The sequence below is a fragment of the Psychromonas sp. CNPT3 genome (genome assembly GCF_000153405.2).
Classification (GTDB): Bacteria; Pseudomonadota; Gammaproteobacteria; order Enterobacterales; family Psychromonadaceae; genus Psychromonas.
Genome location: NC_020802.1, coordinates 1,934,331 through 1,953,080 on the forward strand (window position 1 = coordinate 1,934,331; position 18,750 = coordinate 1,953,080).

Annotated in this window: 13 protein-coding genes and 4 tRNA genes; 14 read left to right on the top strand and 3 right to left on the bottom strand. The window is 39.6% G+C overall.

What is annotated here, in order from left to right:
• The first annotated feature begins 139 nt into the window (after window positions 1–139).
• The 6 genes from PCNPT3_RS08420 (at window position 140) to ptsG (ending at window position 7,887) form a co-directional block, all read left to right on the top strand.
• On the top strand, window positions 140–1,123 hold the full coding sequence (locus PCNPT3_RS08420) for an SPFH domain-containing protein (protein WP_015465456.1): 984 nt from the start codon (window positions 140–142) through the stop codon (window positions 1,121–1,123).
• Window positions 1,124–1,135: 12 nt separating this feature from the next.
• A complete protein-coding gene (locus PCNPT3_RS08425) occupies window positions 1,136–1,621 on the top strand; it encodes an NfeD family protein (protein WP_015465457.1) in 486 nt (161 codons plus the stop codon).
• A 210-nt stretch (window positions 1,622–1,831) separates the two neighbouring features.
• The gene (locus PCNPT3_RS08430) at window positions 1,832–3,052 is read left to right on the top strand and encodes a S1 family peptidase (RefSeq protein WP_015465458.1); all 1,221 of its coding nucleotides are present in this window, start codon (window positions 1,832–1,834) and stop codon (window positions 3,050–3,052) included.
• Between the two features lie 496 nt (window positions 3,053–3,548).
• A complete protein-coding gene (locus PCNPT3_RS08435) occupies window positions 3,549–4,766 on the top strand; it encodes a trypsin-like serine protease (protein ID WP_015465459.1) in 1,218 nt (405 codons plus the stop codon).
• A 110-nt stretch (window positions 4,767–4,876) separates the two neighbouring features.
• Window positions 4,877–6,265: an ATP-dependent RNA helicase DbpA gene (gene dbpA, locus PCNPT3_RS08440; RefSeq protein WP_015465460.1), complete on the top strand. Its 1,389-nt coding sequence runs from the start codon at window positions 4,877–4,879 to the stop codon at window positions 6,263–6,265.
• 215 nt (window positions 6,266–6,480) lie between these two features.
• The gene (gene ptsG, locus PCNPT3_RS08445; RefSeq protein ID WP_041771285.1) at window positions 6,481–7,887 is read left to right on the top strand and encodes a PTS glucose transporter subunit IIBC; all 1,407 of its coding nucleotides are present in this window, start codon (window positions 6,481–6,483) and stop codon (window positions 7,885–7,887) included.
• 719 nt (window positions 7,888–8,606) lie between these two features.
• Here ptsG and PCNPT3_RS08450 read toward each other — a convergent pair.
• The 3 genes from PCNPT3_RS08450 to PCNPT3_RS08460 form a co-directional block, all read right to left on the bottom strand.
• Window positions 8,607–9,836: an ABC transporter substrate-binding protein gene (locus PCNPT3_RS08450; protein ID WP_015465462.1), complete on the bottom strand. Its 1,230-nt coding sequence runs from the start codon at window positions 9,834–9,836 to the stop codon at window positions 8,607–8,609.
• A 2-nt stretch (window positions 9,837–9,838) separates the two neighbouring features.
• Window positions 9,839–11,173, bottom strand: a complete 1,335-nt coding sequence (locus PCNPT3_RS08455; protein ID WP_232207353.1) for an ATP-binding protein — start codon at window positions 11,171–11,173, stop codon at window positions 9,839–9,841.
• Window positions 11,174–11,289: 116 nt separating this feature from the next.
• The gene (locus PCNPT3_RS08460) at window positions 11,290–12,015 is read right to left on the bottom strand and encodes a response regulator (RefSeq protein ID WP_015465464.1); all 726 of its coding nucleotides are present in this window, start codon (window positions 12,013–12,015) and stop codon (window positions 11,290–11,292) included.
• Window positions 12,016–12,499: 484 nt separating this feature from the next.
• Here PCNPT3_RS08460 and PCNPT3_RS14270 point away from each other — a divergent pair, with 484 nt between their 5' ends.
• The 8 genes from PCNPT3_RS14270 to PCNPT3_RS08495 all read left to right on the top strand — a co-directional run bounded on the left by PCNPT3_RS14270 (window position 12,500) and on the right by PCNPT3_RS08495 (window position 18,599).
• On the top strand, window positions 12,500–13,909 hold the full coding sequence (locus PCNPT3_RS14270) for a diaminobutyrate--2-oxoglutarate transaminase family protein (protein WP_015465465.1): 1,410 nt from the start codon (window positions 12,500–12,502) through the stop codon (window positions 13,907–13,909).
• A gap of 1 nt (window position 13,910) precedes the next feature.
• On the top strand, window positions 13,911–15,374 hold the full coding sequence (locus PCNPT3_RS14275) for a pyridoxal phosphate-dependent decarboxylase family protein (protein WP_015465466.1): 1,464 nt from the start codon (window positions 13,911–13,913) through the stop codon (window positions 15,372–15,374).
• A gap of 3 nt (window positions 15,375–15,377) precedes the next feature.
• On the top strand, window positions 15,378–16,598 hold the full coding sequence (locus PCNPT3_RS08470; RefSeq protein ID WP_015465467.1) for a carboxynorspermidine synthase: 1,221 nt from the start codon (window positions 15,378–15,380) through the stop codon (window positions 16,596–16,598).
• A 170-nt stretch (window positions 16,599–16,768) separates the two neighbouring features.
• Window positions 16,769–17,899, top strand: a complete 1,131-nt coding sequence (gene nspC / locus PCNPT3_RS08475) for a carboxynorspermidine decarboxylase (RefSeq protein WP_015465468.1) — start codon at window positions 16,769–16,771, stop codon at window positions 17,897–17,899.
• Between the two features lie 213 nt (window positions 17,900–18,112).
• A tRNA-Met gene (locus PCNPT3_RS08480) sits at window positions 18,113–18,189 on the top strand.
• A 67-nt stretch (window positions 18,190–18,256) separates the two neighbouring features.
• Window positions 18,257–18,333, top strand: a tRNA-Met gene (locus PCNPT3_RS08485).
• 58 nt (window positions 18,334–18,391) lie between these two features.
• Window positions 18,392–18,468: transfer RNA gene (locus tag PCNPT3_RS08490), tRNA-Met, on the top strand.
• 54 nt (window positions 18,469–18,522) lie between these two features.
• Window positions 18,523–18,599, top strand: a tRNA-Met gene (locus PCNPT3_RS08495).
• The last annotated feature ends 151 nt before the right edge of the window (window positions 18,600–18,750 follow it).

Genomic DNA, 18,750 nt, shown 5'->3' on the forward strand with positions numbered 1-18,750 from the left:
CTTATTTAACAAATATTTGTATATTAATAGATCCTCTTCAAATAAATACACTATCCTATAGAAAACCCTTTATATCTCTTTCGTAACGTGATGAAATCATTACCCACGAATTAATTAATTAATTACCAGGAAGGTTACTATGAACCAGTTTGACATTATAACATCATTAATCACTTCACCTTGGCTATGGCTGGTTGCTGTGATCTTATTGGCGCTTAAAAAAGGCATCTATTTTGTACCTCAAAACAGAGGTTACGTGATATATACAATGGGACGCTACTCCTCTACGCTAAAAGCTGGCCTTAATTTTATTATTCCTTTTCTGCAACGCGTCGTTGCCGACCGAAACTTAAAAGAGCAGTCTCTGGATATCGAATCGCAATCTGCTATCACTAAAGATAACATTACCTTACAAATTGACGGTATTTTATTTATGAAAGTGACCGATGCTGGCGCGGCTACCAATAATGTAACTGATTATAAAAGATCGGTGATCCAACTTGCTATGACCACCATGCGTAATGCCATTGGTTCAATGGAGCTTGATGAGTGTTTTCAAAACCGTGATGTTATCAATACACAAATATTATCTGCCATGACTGAAGCGACCCAACCTTGGGGCGTAATGGTGACCCGTTATGAAATTAAAGACATCACACCACCACAGTCTATTAAAGAAGATATGGAAAAACAAATGACCGCTGAGCGTGAAAAACGTAGCGTCATATTAACCGCAGAAGGCATTAAAAAATCAGAAGTAACTAAAGCGGAAGGCCTAAAACAAGCGCGCGTCTTAGACGCAGAAGCAGCTAAAGCAGAACAGGTCTTAGGCGCTGAAGCTGAAAAAACAACACGCGTACTTGAAGCACAAGGTAAAGCTGAAGCTATCCGCCTTGTTTCTGAAGCAGAAGCTAAAGCAATAAGCGTTATTGGCCAACAAGCTGCCACCCCTGAAGGTAAAAAAGCGATTGAGCTTTCTTTAGCACAAGCTGCTATCCAAGCGCATCAAGCGATTGCAAGTCAAAGCACTATCGTTTTAACCGACGGTAATACGGGTGAAAATATCGCCAACACAGTGGCACAAGCCATTGCGGTTTCAAGCTCTCTTAAACTAGCTGATTAAGGAGCCTAACTGATGTTTGATTATTTACTGAGTAACCACGATAAATTACTTTATATTGTTGCGGGCGTTTGCTTTTTAATTGAAATGACCCTAATAGGGCTCAGTGGGCCGTTATTATTTCTTGCCATTGGCTCATTTATCACCGGTGTGTTGGTTAGCTTGAATCTGCTTTCTGGCTGGGAAATGGAAGTACTGTTTGTCGGTATTTTTACGTTACTCAGTGCGCTACTTTTATGGCGCCCTTTAAAGCATTTACAAGGTAAGGGTAAAGTGCAAGATACCAGTAGCGATATGATCGGTAAAATTTTACTCGCCAGTAACTCTATTAGCGGAGTGGCAGGCACTCTGCGTTACTCTGGTATTGATTGGCAAGCACGTTTAAACTCAAGTGCGGGAAGTCAATCTATCGAAAAAGGCGCCCAAGTAAAAATTACGGGCGTCGATGGTAATATTATGCTGGTTGAGAAAGTGCCACACAACGAGCATGAATCACTTTAAATAATCAACCTTCTCTAGCCTCATCAATGGGGCTAGATTTTCCACCTTTAATACTCGCATCATCAATAAACGCATCTATTATTTGTTAACTTTTAATTTATTAGCTTTGATCCCCACATAAAAAAACACTTAAACTGGACATGATAATGATAATGATTCATCATTATTGTGAGTAGATACTCATTTTAATAGTTTAGTAAAGGAATACACATGCTTTTTAGTAAGACTCATCTTTTTATTTTACCCTTTATATTATTTAGTCTTAGCGCTAATGCTTCAATGTCGCCACGTATCATTGGAGGGATTGAGGCGCCTATAGATAAATGGCCTTTTATGGTTTTTTTGATGGCACAAGATGATCCTAATAGTGGATATTTTAATATGTGTGGAGCATCGCTAATTGATAAACAATGGGTACTTACCGCGGCCCATTGTTTGATAAAAACAGATGGTAAAAAACGTTTTAAAGGGACTATTTCATTATATATTGGTGAATACGATAGAACTATACAAAATATCGACCCAGTCACACCTATCGCTATCTACACTCACCCTGATTATGATCCTGTTACTTTTAAAAATGACATTGCTCTCTTAAGATTAGAAAAGCCCGAAAGCACGACAATACTCCCTCGGAGTACATCGAGCCGAACGCAACAAGGCGTTAGCAATGGAGAGGTAGTTACCGCTATCGGTTGGGGGTCTACGGTGCCTTATGCTTCTGGCGAAACAGTGACAGCCCAAACCTCTCCAGTATTACGCGAAGTTCAATTAAACCTTCAGTCAGATAGTCTTTGTGTCAAGACTGTAGGCACAGGTATGACTGAGTTTAAACTTTGTGCGACAGCCCCAGACAAAGATACGTGTCAAGGTGACAGCGGAGGCCCTTTGATCCTTTCTACATCGAACGGCCTTAGACAAGTTGGAGTCGTTAGCTCAGGGCGTGGTTGTGGTCATAATCCGGGTATCTACACACGTGTTGCACAATACCAAAGCTGGATAGATGACTATGTTAAATACATCAATGTGAGCTCAGATATTAGCTTTAATGCTATTAGCCTTGGGAATATACAAGAAAAAACAATCCGCGTTTTTAATAACAGTGATAACGATGCGAGCTTTACCTATGAAATTCAGACTATTAGTAACCAATTTAACTTTGATTTTAGTAACTGTCCCGATATTGCAGCCAAAAAAAGTTGCATTATAAAAGTGATTTACGCACCCACACATTTACAACCCTCATCTGCAAAAATAAAAATATCCTCAACTATTTCAGGCAGCAAGCCGATATATTTAAATATTAACGCGCAGGCAAAAAGTTCATCGTCTTCATCGTCAGGTGGCGCGCTAAGCATTTTTGCGTGGTGTTTATTACCTTTGTGTTTCATCCGTTTATACATGAAGCGTATTAACGGACACCGAGGTTAAGCTGGTACTTCAGGTGCAAAATATGCAAACCAGATTGGGCTTAGCTTCTAGGCATAAAACATCAATATAGTTCTTCTACATTGATGTTTTATAACAACACCCCTACAACGCCTCAACAACGAAGATAAGTTCAAACTAGCTTGCCCTTTGGGGCAAGAGCGAAAATCCCACTTGTGCGTTACCTCCAATTCAAGGCAATAACCATTATCAATGCTTATTGCCTTGAATTGCTCTCATCCTAGTGCCTGATAAAACATATTGAGGTGGCTTGTATATATCTCACGATTAAAAATAAATAACAAACCCGCTATCGCTACCTTATAGCCTCATAAATGGGGCTATATTTCAAGAGAAAACACTCGCACTATTAATAAACTCTTCTATTCTTTATTAACTTTTATCCCCACATAAAGAAACTTAAACTACTATCAATAAGGATAATGACTCACTCTTATGGATAGTAAAGTCTCATTTTATTGTTTAGAAAGGAATACACATGCTTTTTAGTAAAACATCTCTTCTTATTTTACCTTTTTTATTCTTTAGTCTAAACGCCAATGCCTTAATGTCGCCACGTATTATCGGTGGGATCGATGCACCTATCGATAAATGGCCTTTTATGGTTCTTCTAAAGGCCCATGATGATCCTAACAGTAAGACATATAACATGTGTGGGGCGTCGCTAATTGATAAGCAATGGGTACTTACTGCTGCCCATTGCTTGATAAAAATGGATGGCGTAAAACGCCTGAAAAGTAGTCTTTCTTTATACATTGGTGAATATGACAGAACGGATCAAAATATAACGCCCGTGACGCCTATCGCCATCTACATACACCCAGATTATAATGCCGTTTTTTTAAAAAATGATATCGCACTATTAAAGCTACCCTCTCCTGTAAGCACTGAAATACTGCCACGTAGTACGCCGAGTCGTACACAACAAGGCGTTAGCAATAGTGAGTTAGTTACCGCCCTCGGCTGGGGATCAACAGTGCCTTATGCCCCTACAGATCGTGATACGGTAAAAACAGTAACCTCTGCAATATTACAAGAAGTGGCATTACACCTCCAGTCCGATAGCCTTTGCGCAAAGAGTGTTGGCCCCAATATGACCGACTTTAAACTTTGTGCGACAGATTCAGGCAAAGATACGTGTCAAGGTGACAGCGGAGGCCCTTTGATCCTCTCAACATCGCATGGATTTAGACAAGTTGGAGTCGTTAGTTCAGGGAGTGGTTGTGGCCACAATGCAGGTGTCTACACGCGCGTGGCGCAATACCAAAACTGGGTAGATGCCTATGTTAAATACATCAGTGTTAGCTCCGATATTAGCTTTAATGTTATTAGCATTGATAATATACAAGAAAAAACAATTCTCGTTTATAATAACAGTGAGCACGATGCTAGGTTATCTTATAACGCCCTTAATTTCAGTGATCAGTTTAGTTTGGATTATGGCCATTGTGACAAGATATTAGCCAACCAAAGTTGCCCTATAAAGGTGACTTATACACCGACACATTTACAAGCATCATCCGCAAAAATCACAATATCCTCAGATCTTCCTGGAAGTACCGATATTAGCGTAAATGTTAAAGCGCTGGTAATTAGTTCATCTTCAGGTGGTGCGTTAGGCTTTTTTGCTTGGTGTTTATTACCCTTGTGTTTCACCCGCTTATACCTGAAGCGTTTAAACTTACACCGAGGTTAAGCTGAGATTTCAAGATGACAAATAAATAATCAATAAGATAGGTTTTGTGCACCCCCTCACAAAGTGTTATGGTGCGCGCATTGTAATTTATTTGTCATAGGAATAAGACTGTGAGCCAACTTTCGTTCGATCAATTAGCCCTAAATAGTGCGCTTCTCCATAATTTAAAATCTCTTGAATATACACAAATGACAGAGATACAAGCACAAAGCTTACCGCATATTTTAGCGGGCAAAGATGTGATTGCTCAGGGTAAAACAGGCTCCGGTAAAACAGCTGCTTTTGCGTTAGGTTTATTACAAAAACTCAATGTAAAACGCTTTCGTATTCAATCTTTAATTCTTTGCCCTACCCGTGAACTTGCCGATCAAGTCAGTAGCGAAATACGCCGATTGGCTCGTGGGATCCACAATATTAAAGTATTAACGTTATGTGGTGGCGCCCCTTTTGGCCCGCAAATTGGCTCTCTTGAGCATGGTGCACATATTATTGTTGGTACACCGGGACGTATTCAGGATCATTTACGTAAACAAACGTTATGTTTAGACGAAGTCAGCATGTTAGTACTTGATGAAGCCGATAGAATGCTAGATATGGGATTTGTTGATGCCATTGAAGACATTATCGAGCAGGCTCCTAAATCACGTCAAACCTTACTTTTTAGTGCCACGTTCCCTGATCAAATACAGCAAATAAGCCGCAATATTTTACGTGATCCCGTCTCTATCAAAGTAGAAGCGATGCACGATGACAATACTATCAGCCAATATTTCTATCTCGTTCGAAGCGCTGAAGAGCGTATGCTTGCGCTACGCTTATTAATATTACAATATCAACCTACCTCAGCCGTTGTTTTTTGTAATACCAAACGTGAAGTACAAGAAGTTGCGGAAGAATTAAATAATCGCGGTTTTAGTGCACTCGCCTTACATGGTGATCTTGATCAAAAAGATCGCGATCAAGCCTTGATCCGATTTTCTAACCGCAGTTGTAGTATTTTAGTCGCAACGGATGTGGCGGCACGTGGCCTCGACATTGAAAATTTAAGCGCTGTATTTAACTACAATTTAGCGCATGATCAAGAAATACATGTACATCGTATCGGTCGTACCGGTCGTGCGGGCAGTAAAGGAATGGCTTTTTCTTTTTACAGCGCGAAAGATGAACATAGAATACATTTACTCGAAGATCTTCTTGATCGTAATATCCAAGCACAAGAATTACCTGAAGCCTCAGTGTTAGAGCTGCAACCGCAACCCTCTGCGATGATCACATTACGCATTGAAGGTGGTAAAAAACAAAAAATTCGTCCCGGTGATATTGTCGGTGCATTAACAGGCGATGATGGTATTAGTGGCGATGATATTGGAAAAATTCAAATATCTCCTAATTGGGCTTATGTTGCAGTGCAACGTCAATGCATTAAAACAGCCTTTAAAAAACTAAGCACCGGAAAATTAAAAGGACGTAAATATCGCGTCATGGTTGTGCGCGGTTAGTCTATTTAAGCATAATGCACCCGCGAAGGCTTTTGAGGGTGCATTCAACGTTAATTAATTGTTTTCATTTGTAACAGAAAGTAACAACTCCCCCCTTTTGTGTAAGTAAATGTAACTTCCCCTGCAATGTGATCTGCGCATCGTGCGTTTTTTTCAACTGTGTATATACTCCTGAAAAGTTAAATTGGAATGAAATAACCCGCTGGAGAGCAAACATGAACATATTTGGAAATTTACAAAAAGTAGGGAAGTCTTTAATGCTTCCTGTATCAGTATTACCTATTGCAGGTATTCTACTGGGTGTAGGTGCAGCTAAGTTTTCAGTGTTACCTGACGTTGTTTCACAACTAATGGAACAAGCCGGTGGCGCTATCTTCGGCAATATGGCTCTTATTTTTGCCATTGGTGTTGCATTAGGTTTTACAAAAAATGATGGTGTTGCAGGTCTTGCATCTGTTGTTGGTTATGTGATCATGACTAAAACCATTGGTGTACTTGCACCTGGCGCTGATACTGGTGTACTGGGTGGTATTATTGCAGGTGGTATTGCTGCTGCCATGTTTAACCGCTTCTACAATCTTTCACTACCTGATTACTTAGGTTTCTTTGCTGGTAAACGTGCAGTGCCAATTATGACGGGCTTTGTTGCCATCCTTATGGGTGCTGTCTTAGCGGTTGTTTGGCCTCCAATTGGAAATGTTATTTCTACATTTTCTGAGTGGTCTGCAACGCAAAACCCAGTACTTGCATTTGGTATCTACGGCATCGTAGAGCGTGCATTAATTCCATTTGGTTTACACCATATCTGGAATGTTCCTTTCTTCTTTGAAGCTGGCACATGTGTAAACTCTGTTGGTGAAGAGCTACACGGTATTGTGACTTGTTACCTTTCTGCTGATGACGCGAGTCGTGCTGCAGGTAATGGTTTTGGTCAACTAGCCGGTGGTTTCATGTTTAAAATGTTTGGTCTACCTGCTGCTGCCATTGCAATTTGGCATAGTGCAAAGCCTGAGAACCGCGCGAAAGTGGGTGGTATCATGATTTCTGCTGCACTTACCTCTTTCTTAACGGGTATTACAGAGCCAATCGAATTCTCATTCTTGTTTGTTGCACCTTTCTTATATGCTATCCACGCACTACTTGCTGGCTCTGCATACGTTGTAACTAACTACCTGGGTATGATCCACGGTACATCGTTCTCACATGGTTTAATTGACTTCTTAGTCCTTTCAACACATGCATCTAAACTTTGGTTGTTTGTTGTTATCGGTCTTGGTTATGCTGCGGTTTACTACATCGTATTCCGTGTTGTTATTGCTAAATTCGATTTAAAAACGCCGGGCCGTGAAGATGAAGAGTTAGAAGAAGTTGCTGTTGTTACTAACGAAGAAATGGCAACCTTACTTATCGAAGCATTCGGTGGTAAAGCAAACATTGAAAACTTAGATGCTTGTATCACACGTCTACGTGTTTCATTGCACAACATTGAACTTTTAGATAAAGCTGCATTGAAAAAATTAGGTGCTGCGGGTGTTGTTGTTTCAGGAAATGGCGTACAAGCTATCTTCGGAACTAAATCTGATAACTTAAAAACAGATATGGAAGCTTTCATGTCTCGTTAATCTAAAGTAAAAACAAGGTCCGCCTTGTTTTTATTCCTAAAAGGCGCCTCTTCTTTTTGCTTGCAAAAATAAGAGGCGCCTTTTTTATGCGCGTTAATAAAAACGATTAAAATGCATTACCTTTACAGCCCTCCTTGTGTCAACGTGTTATACCGTATCCGTGACGACCATTAGCTCGCTTATACATAAAATATCAATAGTTTGTATGCCTTGCAGTTATCCTGCGCATTATATCCTCACACTGCATTTTATTATTAAGAGACATTTATTATTCAAATGCAGATAAAACAGACCGTCTTTTAGCATAAATACTGCTGTTAACTTAAACCCTACGACCTTAAACCCTGTCACTTTATATTCGACTTGAATATGCTTTATCCTTACTCAGTCGACTAGCGTACAGGATGCTCCTTTATTAAAGGTATTTACGGGTTACTGGGTTACATGGAGTACAGACGACAGGCAGAGTAAAAGGAACATAGCTTAACTCGGATGCTTTTAGAGGCGCACGGTGTTAATTAAGGCGTAGAGGCTAGACTTGATTTGGCTTACTGATTTAGTGCTTGAGTGCGAGGGATAGGATAAACAATAGATCTCTGTTACACGCACATTTAATAAAATATAAAGAAAGGATAAACGCATACTCTGCGCTTATCCTAAAAAAAACAGCGCTAGTTCTAGCTACAACCATGCACTAATAGCACCTTTAGAATGGCCCTTTAATTTGTTGTTTTTAACGCAATATAAAGGTGTTGCACGGCTTGTATTGCAGTGGATTTTGGATCATTAAAGTAATCACTAATAATACGTGCTACGACATTTTGTACTGAGCTCGTCGTTGCAATATTTTGAGTGAATGACGGCACTAGCGCGTCTTGTTTAAAGTCTTGATATGATTTTTGAGCACAAACATCATAGGTGCTCATATCCATATCTGTACGTACTGGGATAGAGCCTTTATTACGACTAAATTCTTTTTGGAATTTTTTCGAGAGGATCGTATTCACAAAAATTTTCTGATCATTTAACTCTTTGTCTTCACTGTGCTTATTAAAAAACACAAAACTATCAATGTTATAACTATAATAACCTTTACTTTCGGGTACATCGACGCAAAGATAATCCTGCATTGGCTTTTTACCTGCCACGTAAAACATACCTTTAGCCCAATCCCCCATAAACTGCATAGCGGCTTTATCGTCAATCAACAATTGTGTGGCTTCAAACCAATCTTTAGCCATTAAGCCTGCATCTGTATATTGATGTAGCCGTTTATATTGCTTAAATAACTGGATCATTTCACTGGAAATTAATACATTTTTATCATGTTCGATAAATGCCTGTTTGTATTTTTCAGGACCTAACATTGACAGCGCCATCGATTCAAAAAGTAAAACATCTTGCCAAACGGTGCCACCATGCGCCAGCGCAATATACCCCGCCGCTTTTATTTTATCGGCACTCTTAAAAAAATCATCCCAAGTCTGTGGTGGGCTTAAATGTAATTGCGTAAATATTTTTTTATTAAGCCATAACCAATTCACCCGGTGAATATTAATCGGCACCGCCATAAATTTACCTTTATAGTGAATGGTTTGTTGCACCACTTCAGGTAAAAAATGTGACCATTGCTTAGTATTAACCACTTCGTCCATGCTTTTGATCATTCCCACGGTTGCCCATGTACTAATATCAGGACCTTTGATTTGAGCAACATCTGGAGGCGTTCCCGCTAAAGCGCGCATCTGTAAAACGCGCATCGCACTGTTACCCCCCTCGCCTTTGATTGAGAAGTTTTTCCATTGCACACCGTGCTCCGCTAAAGAGCTTTGTAATGTTTTTAGCGCCTGTGTTTCTCCCGGAGCTGTCCACCAATGTAAAACTTCAAGGGGCCGGCTATGCGCGCAGCTACTTAGCAACAGCGTCAATAATATGGTTTTTTTAAACATTTTTATCTCTGTTTATAGACGCGAGGTAAAGTAATGATCACTTCTAAACCTCGGCCCTCGCGATTAACTAAATGTAACGAGCCATTATGAGCGTGGATAATATTACGTGAAATACCTAAGCCAAGCCCATGTCCTTGTAAATCATGGTGCAGACGACGATAAGGTGTGAATATATTATCTAATTCTTTCTTCGGAATACCGGGGCCGTTATCTTGAATAATAATTTGCAGTTCATCTTCTGAGTCGACAAATTGTACCACAACCTGTGTGCCGTATTTTATGCCATTATCGATGAGATTTGCGAGACAACGTTTTAATGCAAAAGGTTTTCCTCGGTATAACGCTACCTTTTTGTATACGATCTTGATTTTATCGGGTTGCGGACTACTGATCTGTTTTAATAATTTTAACAAATCAACCTCTTGGATATTTTCATGTATATCCGTTTCTTTCACTGTCTGCAGCGCCCCCTTTACCAACATCTCTAAATCATCGAGATCATCATTAAACGATTCGGTTTGTTTATTACAATCGAGTAATTCTGCGCGTAATCGCAGGCGCGTGATCGGGGTTTTTAAGTCATGAGAAATAGATCGAAATAAGACCTCACGATCGCGAAGATAGCGTTGCAACTTTTGTTGCATATGATTAAAGGCACGCGTCGCCGTAATGATCTCCGAGGGCCCCTGCTCTTTTAATGGCGCTTGATTTAAGTCGATACTCATTTCAGAAACCGACAATGCCAATTCTTTTAACGGTTTTGTTTGCCAATCAAAAAAGAAATAAGTTACTAATAGCAATATTAAAGTGGTAAACGCTAAGGTAACTATCTGTTGCTGTGATATTAATTTTTTTTCGCCTAATAAATAAGGAGGCGGTAAAATAGTCCCTAAATAAAGCCACTCATTGTCTGCTATTTTAATTTGAATGACTAATATGGGCGGTTTTATCGAGGGGATGATCAACGAATATGCCCCTAATGAGGGCGGTAAATCTTTCAATAAAATATCATTTTTGATGACGTGTAAATCATCAGGATGAGAAAACTCAATGCGTAATTCCTGTGATGCAGGGATGCGTCGCCGTAGCACCGTTTCTACCGTGCTTAATATCTTCTCTTTTAACTCACTATCGGCTATTGGGTTGATTTTTATTTCTTCATGGTTTAAAGACACAAAAAAACGACTTCCCCCTAAATCTCGTAATTGTTGTAATACCAAATAACGGTATTGCAAAGGTAACTTTTGAAAGAATGAAATCGTCCCTAATGCATTTTCAGATACATTTTGGGCATTCAATAAGATGGAGTTTTCTTCTTTTGCAGCGAATTGGTTCATCCAAAAAAAACTACTCATAATTTGTGCGCAGATAACCGACAGCGTGGTCAAAAGTAGCATGCGCGAAATCAATGAGTGAAACATATTGCGAAAATTAAACAATTTCATCATCATTTTTAATTTTCAGTGCGTACGCTGGCAATAAAAAGATAACCTTTACCACGCACTGTTTTTATTATTTTAGGAAATTTAGCATCGTCACCAAGACATTGACGTAAACGGCTCAAATGCACATCAATCCCCCGTTCATTTGCAAAAGCATTGCGCCCATGTAACGCGCGGCATATTTCATCACGTGAAATGGGATTGTCTAAATTATCAAGAAACAAAGAAAGTAATTGATAATCAGCCCCAGTTAATGGCATCACTTCACCGGCTGCATTTAATAGATTCTGGTTTTGAGTATCTAACTTCCAATTTGCAAAAAGAAAATAACGATCTTTTACCACTTTTTTACTTTGTTCATTCACAAAGTGATTACGTCTTAATAACGCTTTAATGCGTGCCAGTAGTTCTCGTGGACTAAACGGCTTAGCAATATAATCATCCGCGCCTATTTCAAGGCCTAGAATACGATCTAATTCATCTGAATTAGCCGTTAACATAATAATAGGCACCATCGACGTTTGGCGAATGCGCTGACAAAGTATAAAACCATCATCTCCGGGTAACATAACATCTAAAATGATCAGATCAGGCTCAGTTTGTGCAAGATGTGCATCCATCTCGATCCCATCACCCGCAGTGATCACCGAAAAATTGTTTTTTGTTAAATATTCGGCCAGTAACTCTCGAATATCCTTATCATCATCAACAACTAATACTTGTTTTGTTTCTGTCACATGAAAGCCTTTTCCAACTTTTTCAAAAGACGAATTTTATCGTACTATCCCCCTATTTAACAGTCTGAATACTTATAAATTTGCACTCAGAAAAAAACGTTTATTAAACGCTTGTTTTTTAATCTAAAAAATAAATTTAAAACACCAAATCAACACGTTACGATTTTCTTTGTATTTTTCCTGTTTTTTACACTTGTCAGCTTTAAAATCAATGATAGAATGCGCGCCTTTAATGCCAAATTTTATCTATAGGAGTTCGATATGATCATTTTGTTTATCTTTGTCTATTATCGACTCTCTCATTTGATAAATGCTATCAATCTAGGTAGCTTCTTCTATAGGCGCTGCTTAGGTGTTACGACTGAGCCTTGAGCTAAAAACAGCACGGCACACCACTCTATTTTTACTTTTAGGTTAACCTAAACGTATTCCCTTTATATTAGTTCCATTTTATGGATACCCTTTAAACACTAAGGATCCCGTTATGCAAAACGTCTTAAATATTGCACCCCAAACCTGTATCAACAACTTTCAAGAAGTGCCAGTGATCGATACAATTTATGATTTAACGCTAGATAACGTTATGCTCAGCCAAGAGCATTATGAATCAGAGGTGCGATCGTACCCGAGACGGATCCCGATTGCTATCAAGACAACGCGTGGCGTTATTGTTGAAGATACCAAAGGACAAGTTTATATCGATTGTTTAGCTGGCGCTGGCGCGCTGGCGCTTGGCTATAATCACAGTGAAATAAATCAAGTGCTTATCGAGCAACTTAACACGGGCGTGCCTTATCAAACCCTCGATCTCACGACGCCAAGTAAAGATGCTTTTATTAAAGCAGTGATGAAATTTTTACCGCCAAATTTTGCAAAAAATGCCCGTATTCAATTTTGTGGTCCTTCTGGATCAGATGCCGTTGAAGCCTCGATTAAACTCGCTAAATTATATACAAAACGTAATACGATGATTGCATTTCATGGTGCTTACCATGGTATGACGAATGGCTCGCTCGCATTAACCGGTAGTTTAAGTGCAAAAGAGCGCCGAACTGGTTTAATGTCTGACGTGCATTTCTTTCCGTTTCCTTATAGTTACCGTTGCTCATTTGGCTTAGGTGGCGAAGCGGGTGCAATGCAAGGGATCCGTTATTTAGAGTCTGTATTATGTGATGATGAAAGTGGAATAACTAAACCCGCCGCCATTATTGTTGAGCCTATTCAGGGTGAAGGTGGCGTTATTCCCGCCTCTGCATTATGGCTACAAGCATTGCGCCGTATTACGACAGAGCATGGTATTTTATTGATTTTTGATGAAATTCAATGTGGTATTGGTCGCTCTGGTGATAACTTCGCCTTTGAAGCGTCGGGTATTGAGCCTGATATTTTGATCTTGTCTAAAGCCATTGGTGGAGGGATGCCAATGTCTGTGATCCTCTACCATAAAAAATTCGATTGCTGGAATCCAGGTGAGCATACGGGCACCTTCCGTGGTAATCAATTAGCGATGGCCAGTGGCGCGAAAACATTAGAAATAATTGCACGTGATAATTTAACTGAAAATGCCCGCCTACGTGGTGAGCAACTCCGTGAAGGCTTAATACAATTACAAAAGAAATTCCCACAAATTGGGGATGTACGTGGTCGTGGTTTAATGAACGCCATGGAAATAGTCAAACCGACGATAAGTAATAAACTCGGTCAAGCAGAAGCGGATGCGCAGCTTGCATCGCTTATTCAACGCGCAGCCTTAGAGCGTGGACTTATCATTGAAAAAGGTGGCAGACAAGGCGCGGTACTACGCTTCTTACCGCCACTTATTATCAGTGAAGTACAAATTGATTTTGTATTGAGCACGCTTGCAAGCGCGTTTTCTTCTGTATTAGGTGATTAAGATGAGCTATACACAATACTTTATGCATTTAGGCGAGAAAAACCGCCCTTTTGAAGATGCGATGGCGTTAACCCATGAAACGGTTAAAGACTTATTTAAAAATAGTCATATGCCCTATTCAGGCCTTGCGCCAGAAGCGCTTAAAGCGCAACTTGAAGCGATTGACTTAAATAATGTTCGACCGCTTGCCGAGGTGATAGAGACAACGAAGCAGTTGGTTGCTAAAAATTCTATTTTAGTACAGCATCCACATACCTTGGCGCATTTACACACACCGCCTCTTATTGTCTCGGTGCTTGCAGAGCATTTTATTGCCACACTCAATCAATCAATGGACTCATGGGATCAAGCACCAGCTGCAACCTATGTTGAACAAATTATGGTGGATTGGCTGTGTGAAACCTATCAATTAGGTGAACGCTCTGATGGCGTATTTACCAGCGGTGGTACGCAAAGCAACTTAATGGGCTTATTACTGGCGCGAGATTGCTTTGCAAAAAAACACTCAGCACATAATATCCAACAAGATGGTTTACCTGAGTATGGCCATAAAATGCGTATTATCTGCTCAGATAAAAGCCATTTTACGGTGCAAAAGTCAGCTGCCTTAATGGGACTCGGTGAACGCGCGGTTGTCACGGTTAAAACCAATGTGCAAGGGCAAATAGATTGCCAAGCACTGCAAATGACCATTGATGCACTTAAAGCCCAAGATTTATTACCCATTGCGATTGTTGCAACGGCCGGTACAACGGATCATGGCGCGATTGATGATTTGAAAAAAGTCATTGATATCGCTAAAAAAGCAGCCTGTTGGACACACGTCGATGGCGCTTACGGTGGCGCGTTAATGCTGAGTGATAAACATAAACAGCGCTTAGCGGGCATAGAGCTTGCCGACAGTGTGAGTGTTGATTTTCATAAATTATTTTATCAAACGATCAGTTGTGGTGCGCTTTTAATTAAAGATAAAGAAAACTTTAAAAGCTTATTACACCATGCAGATTATCTGAACCGTGAAGGCGATGAATTGCCAAATTTAGTGGATAAAAGCATTGCGACCACTAAACGCTTTGACGCTTTAAAAATGTTTATGACGTTGCAAGCTGTCGGTGCAAAAACGTTAGGCGAAATGTATGACACTTTATTAGATCTAACAACAAAGGTTGCCAAACTTATCGAGTCATCCCTTGAGTTTGAACTTTGTTGTCAGCCCCTTCTCTCAACGGTGCTGTTTCGCTTAAGTGACCAAGGTACTATGAGTGATGTCGTTTTTAATCAGCTTCATCAAAAAATTCGTCTGCAACTGCTCACCCGAGGTGACGCGGTTATCGCTGAAACAAAAGTAGACGGAAAACTATTTTTTAAATTTACACTGTTAAACCCATGTTTAACAATTGACGATTTTGCGCCTTTATTAGAAAAAATAAAGTCAACTGCAATACAACTACAGAAAGAGGTTTAATTTATGTCTGTTTTACAAATTGGCGCCGGTGGCGTTGGCTGGGTTATCGCCCATAAATGTGCTCAAAACAATGATGTTTTTGGTGATATTACACTGGCTTCACGTACTATTTCTAAATGTGAAAAAATTATTACCTCAATTAAAAATTGTAATAATTTAAAAGATCAGACTAAAAAAATCAGCGCAGTCACTATCGATGCTGATAATGTTGAAGCGTTAGTCGCATTGATCAATGAAGTTAAACCTGATCTCTTAATTAATGCGGGCCCTCCTTGGGTTAACGTAACGATCATGGAAGCGTGTGTACAAACAAAAACAGCTTATCTTGATACCTCTGTTGCAACCGATCTTTGTAGTGAAGGCCAACAAGTTCCTGAAGCATACGACCCACAATGGGCATTTGCAGATCGCTTTAAAGAAGCGGGTATTACCGGCATTTTAGGCGCAGGTTTTGATCCAGGTGTAGTAAGCGTTTTTGCAACTTATGCACATAAACATCTTTTTGATGAAATCGACAGTATTGATGTGATGGATGTTAATGCAGGCGATCACGGTCAAAAATTTGCAACTAACTTTGATCCTGAAACAAATATGCTAGAGATCCAAGGCGACTCATTTTATTACGAAGATAAAAAATGGCATCAAGTACCTTGCCATAGTCGCATGATGGAATTTGACTTCCCCGTGGTAGGCAAACAAAAAGTATACTCAATGGCACACGATGAAGTGCGCTCAATGGCAGAATACTTACCCGCTAAACGTATTGAGTTTTGGATGGGATTTTCTGACAGTTACTTAAATTACTTTAATGTAATGCGCGACATTGGCTTACTGAGCCCAAATCCAATCACAACCGTTGATGGTATTACTGTTGAGCCCTTAAAAGTACTTAAAGCCATTTTACCGGATCCAACTTCTCTTGCTTCAGGTTATGTCGGTAAAACGTGTATCGGCACTTGGGTACGTGGTAAAAAAGACGGTAAAGCTAAAAGTGTGTTTATTTACAATATTTGCGATCATAAAGAATCGTATCTTGAAGTTGAACATCAAGCGATATCTTATACGACTGGCGTTCCCGCTATCACAGCAGCCCTACTTTACTTCCAAAACAAATGGAGTGATAAAGGCTTATTTAATATGGAACAGCTAAACCCGGATCACTTCCTTGAGTTGATGCCTCGCATCGGCCTAAGCTGGGAAATACAAGAGCTAGACGCTATTTAGCCAACATTGATAGAGTGTCGACTCTTAACAGAGCGCACTCTTGATCGCCGCCCTCAATAACACCTGAAAATAGATCTCTTCTCGCACATATATTAAAATGTCCCAATATGAGTTTATGAGTAATCTCATGCTACATATAAAACAATTCAATGGCGTAAAACAGGAACAGTATGCAACCAACAACGACACAGTTAAACACACCCTATTTTATGATTGATGAAAGTAAACTCATCGAGAATCTTGAAAAAGCCAAACGATTAAAAGAGATTTCAGGGGTCAAGCTGGTCTTAGCCCTAAAATGTTTTTCAACCTTTGGTACTTTTGAGACCATAAAACCTTATTTAGACGGCACCACCAGCTCAGGTCCCTATGAAGTAAAATTAGGCTATGAAACATTCGGGGGTGAAACGCATGCTTATAGTGTCGGTTACTCCAAAAATGATATTGAAAATGTTAAACACATGGCCGATAAAATCATTTTTAATTCACTGTCACAACTCGATGCTCATTATGATAATACTAAGCAAAGCGCCTCACTAGGCCTGCGTATTAACCCAGAGCGTAGCCAAGCAGGACAAGATCTGGCAGATCCCGCACGCCCTTATTCTCGATTAGGTGTAAAACAATCTTTATTAGATTTAAGCGTCACCGATAAAGTAGATGGTTTTATGTTTCATATGAATTGTGAAAATAAAGACGTGGATGCTTTTATCGCTATTTTAGATCATATTTCAACGACCTTTAGTGAATATCTTGATAAATTAAAATGGTTAAGTTTAGGCGGAGGAATATTTTTCACTTATCCTAATTATCCTATTGAAAAGTTGGGGATGGCGCTTAAAAACTTTGCACAAAAACATCAGTTGCAACTCTACTTAGAGCCCGGTGAAGCGATCATCACGCGCACAACAGATCTAGTGGTCAGTGTCATTGATATCGTCGAAAATGACAAGAAAACAGCGATTGTAGACAGTGCAACCGAAGCGCACCGCTTAGATACTCTTATTTATAATGAACCCGCCAGCGTTAAAGAGGCTTCGGCTAATGGCATATATCCCTATGTGATTGGATCTTGCTCTTGCCTTGCAGGTGACCAATTTTGTGAAACGCAATTCGATGCCCCTTTACAAATAGGTCAAAAATTACATTTATTAGACAGTGCAGGCTACACCATGGTCAAACTTAATTGGTTTAATGGCCTAAAAATGCCCAGCATTTACTTTAAACGTGTCGATGGCTCGATTGAAACACTAAACAGCTTCTCTTATGATGATTTTAAAGCCACTCTTGGTAAAAGTTAATCTTAATCGAGTTACTTATCACTTAGATTAAAAGAATAAGTAACTCGCTACATAGCTTAAATTCATAAAAAACAGCGCAAGAGCTTAAAACATCAACAAATAAACGAAAATAGTAAAAACAAATGAAATAACACTTGCCAAGTTTATGTGATCTGTATATCATTCGCGCCACTTAGAGAGAAGAAACAATAACTTGATAAGTAATAAAACGGACGCGAGATGGAGCAGTATGGTAGCTCGTCGGGCTCATAACCCGAAGGTCGTAGGTTCAAATCCTGCTCTCGCAACCAATTTATTTAATTCATATTATCAACATCATATGAATGTCAGTTTTACAGCGTAAAGTATTAATACGGACGCGAGATGGAGCAGTATGGTAGCTCGTCGGGCTCATAACCCGAAGGTCGTAGGTTCAAATCCTGCTCTCGCAACCAATTCTTTTATAGAATATTTATTTAATAAATAATTTAATACGAAAAAAACAAACACGGACGCGAGATGGAGCAGTATGGTAGCTCGTCGGGCTCATAACCCGAAGGTCGTAGGTTCAAATCCTGCTCTCGCAACCAATTCTTTTATAGAATGTTTGATAAATAATTTAATACGCAAAAAACAAATCCGGACGCGAGATGGAGCAGTATGGTAGCTCGTCGGGCTCATAACCCGAAGGTCGTAGGTTCAAATCCTGCTCTCGCAACCAATTTTGTAATTCCCCCCCTTATTATCAAAAAATAACTTAGTCACAATTAGCCTTTAAAATCCGACGGTCATAAAATTAATAACTTTTATCAAACCTACTGTTTTTAAATGGAAACATTTTCTTTTTTTAGTTTAAATCATATATCCCGAAG